This is a genomic window from Leptolyngbya sp. FACHB-36 (assembly GCF_014695955.1).
GTDB lineage: Bacteria > Cyanobacteriota > Cyanobacteriia > Leptolyngbyales > Leptolyngbyaceae > FACHB-36.
The window spans coordinates 1-3792 of sequence record NZ_JACJPG010000195.1; the positions used below are offsets into that span (position 1 = coordinate 1).

Below are 3792 nucleotides of genomic sequence, written 5' to 3' on the forward strand. Positions count from 1 at the left end.
AACCTTCTGCTTAAAAAGAAGCATTAGTATAGAGAGTAGGCAAAGAACGAGCACAATGAATGAGCGGACTGAGAACGGACCTCTTTCCTGGACCCGGTGAGATGCGGGCGCGGATGCGGGTTTTAGATTGGGCAAACACGTCTGTCGGACCTGTAGAAACGTGGGCACAAAGCTTAAAGTCAACCGTTCGCACGCTTCTAGGCTCACGTTATCCCATGATCCTGCTCTGGGGACAAGAGCTAGCTCAGATTTATAACGACGCCTACACCGGGCTAATTGGGTCCAAGCATCCAGGTGCGCTTGGACGATCGATCCGCGAAACGCAGTCGGAATCCTGGGATGTCATTGGTCCCATGATCACCGAAGTCATGACGACTGGCGTACCAAACTGGGTAGAAGACCAGATGCTGGCGGTAAACCGAGCAGGGTACAACGAGGAAGCCCACTTTAGCCTGTCCTACAGCGCCGTAGACGATGACGAGGGTGTAATTCGGGGGATGCTTTGCGTCTGTAGCGAAGTGACGCAGCAAGTACTCGGTGAGCGGCGCTTGCGGCTCCAGCGTGACCTTGCAGCACGGGCAGGTCAGACGCAGAGCGTTGCAGCGACGTGTCAGGACATCCTGTCTGCCATTGCGGAGTATCCCCTTGATGTGCCGTTCGCGTTGATGTATCTGCTTGAGCCAGACAGCACGCTGCGATTGTACGGCAGCGTTGGGGTGGGCGGAACGGATGCGATCGCGCCGACCGTTCTGTGTGAGGAAGCCGCCAGTCTTTGGTCGTCTGAAACCGTTATGGCAGGTCGAACCGCCTTGATCGACGATCTGGAACGCCACGTTGCCATACAGGGTGGACCCTGGAATGAACCCGTTCACCGCGCGATCGCGCTGCCGATTCCGTCGTCAACCCCCACAGCACCGCTTGGAGTGCTGATTGCGGGTATCAGCCCTAGCCGCGCCTTAGATGAGAACTACCAGTCGTTTTACGAACTGCTGGCTGGGCAGGTTTCGGTTTCGATTCGCAATGCCCAAGCGTATGAAGAAGAACGCCAGCGTGCCGAAATGCTGGCAGAGATCGATCAGGCGAAAACCGCGTTCTTCTCAAATGTCAGCCACGAATTCCGCACGCCGCTGACGCTGATGCTGGGTCCACTGGAGGACGTGCTACAGAGCGGTCATTTACCGGACGCAGAGCGGGAGCAAATTACCATCGCGCATCGGAGCAGTTTGCGGCTGTTAAAGCTCGTTAACACGCTGCTAGATTTCTCCCGCATTGAAGCGGGTCGTCTACAAGCGGTGTATGAGCCAACGGATCTCGCCGTGTTGACTGCCGATTTGGCGAGCCTATTTCGATCAGCGATCGAAAAGGCAGGCTTGCAGCTTGTCGTCGAGTGTGCGCCGCTGCCTGAATCGGTTTATGTCGATCGGGACCTGTGGGAGAAAATTGTCTTCAACCTGCTATCGAACGCGTTTAAATTTACCCAGCAAGGCTCCATTACGGTTCGCGTTGGCGTCGTGGGAGAGACGATCGAGCTTCAGGTTGCAGACACAGGCAGCGGGATTCCAGAATCCGAACTGGACAACGTGTTTAAGCGGTTTCACCGCGTTGAAGGAACGCAAGGGCGCACCCACGAAGGCAGCGGCATCGGGCTGGCACTCGTGCAAGAACTGGTGCAGCTGCACGGGGGACATGTGCAGGTACAAAGCGTCTATGGGCAAGGAAGTACGTTTACGGTTTCGATTCCTCGCGGCAAGCAGCACCTCCCCGACGATCGAATCGGCGGCGATCGCACGCTGGCATTGACTCAGATTCGCGCCGATGCCTTCATTGAAGAAACCCTGCGATGGCTCCCTCGCGGCGATGAAGCAGACAAGGCTAGGGATGCCCAGTTGCCCGCCCCCTCTGCGCCTGCCGCTCGGATTCTGCTTGTAGACGACAATGCAGATATGCGCGAGTACGTGTGTAAGCTGCTGAGTACTCACTATGATGTTGTTGCCGCCGCAGATGGCGAGGCAGCCTGGACAGCGGCACAAGAGCACGTGCCAGATCTGGTCTTGAGCGATGTCATGATGCCGAACCTGGATGGCTTTGGTCTCATCGCTCGAATGCGCGAGCACCCCCGAACCTGCGCGGTTCCGATCGTGCTGCTTTCAGCGCGGGCAGGGGAAGAATCGCGGGTTGAAGGACTGGAAGCCGGAGCAGACGACTACCTGGTTAAACCCTTTAGTGCTCGTGAGCTTCTGGCTCGCGTTAGAGCAACGTTGGAAACCGCGCGGCTACGACGAGAGGCGGCTCGCTCCCGCGTAGAGAACGAAGCGGCAAAGGAACGGGCAGCCATTCTTGAGCGGGTGACAGACGCCTTTTATGGTCTCGATCGACACTGGCGGTTTACCTATGTAAATCGGCGCTGTGAGGAGTACTTGAGCACAACCCGCGAAGAACTGCTTGGGGAGGTGATCTGGGATAAATTTCCCATGATCAAAGGAACGGCGTTTGACGAGCAGTACCACAAAGCTGTCCGCGAACAGGTAGCGGTGCACTTCGAGGTACTATCCCCTCTCACTCACGCGTGGGTAGAGGTCCATGTATATCCTTCCACGGATGGAATATCAGTAAATTTTCGAGAGATTACTGACCGCAAGCAAGCCGAGATCGAGCGCATCCAAAGTTTGCAATTAGCGGAGGATGCCCGTGCCAAAGCGGAGGATGCAAACCGAATTAAGGATGAGTTCCTTGCCGTGCTGTCCCATGAGCTGCGATCGCCCCTCAATCCCATCTTGGGGTGGACAAGCCTGTTGCGATCGCGATCGCACGACCCGATCACGACGGAGCGGGCGCTAGACACCATCGAGCGGAACGCACGGCTCCAAGCTCGGTTGGTTGAGGATCTGCTGGATATCTCTCGGATTCTACAAGGAAAATTAAATCTGACGATCGCGTCAGTCGATCTAGAACAAACGATTCAAGCAGCCCTGGAAACGGTGCGTCTCGCCGCAGAGGCAAAATCGATCAGCATTATCACAGCCTTCGACCCGGATATTCCCCAAATTCTGGGAGACCCCGATCGGCTACAGCAGGTCGTCTGGAATTTGCTTTCCAATGCGGTTAAATTCACGCCAGCAGGGGGACGAGTTGAAATTTCTTTGGAACAGAGGGATGCTCAGGCTCAAATTAGAGTCAGCGACACGGGCAAAGGCATTTCTCGCGACTTTCTCCCGCATGTCTTTGACTACTTTCGTCAGGCAGACAGCAGTACAACTCGGTCATTTGGAGGCTTGGGGCTAGGATTGGCGATCGTCCGTCAAGTGGTGGAACTGCACGGTGGAAGGGTTTGCGCAGAAAGTCCAGGAGAAGGACACGGATCAACCTTTACGGTCCGGCTTCCACTCCTTAATGCAAACAAACAGACAAACGGCACCCTTGATCCCGCCGCCTCGGTTTCGCTCGATCGCATTCGCGTTCTAGTCGTGGATGATGATTCGGATACGCGGGAGTTTCTGAGGTTCATGCTTGAGCAAGCTGGAGCAACGGTGATATTGGCTGCATCAGCCAGTGAAGCATTAGAGGTGTGGGCGCACAGCAAGCCCGATGTTTTACTAAGCGATATTGGAATGCCTCAGTCAGAGGGTTATGGACTAATCGGTAAAGTCAGATCCCTGCCGACTCAGCAAGGAGGCGCGATTCCCGCGATCGCGCTAACCGCTTATGCCGGACATGACGACGAGCAGCACACTCGATCGGCGGGGTTTCAGAAACATCTGGCTAAGCCCGTAGAGCCAAGCGAGTTAATTGCAG

At 55.8% G+C, this 3792-nt stretch carries 1 protein-coding gene; it reads left to right on the forward strand.

The features are described 5' to 3' along the window. Positions 1-59: 59 nt before the first annotated feature. On the forward strand, positions 60-3792 hold a 3733-nt coding region (locus H6F43_RS04435; RefSeq protein ID WP_190341059.1), incomplete at its 3' end, for an ATP-binding protein.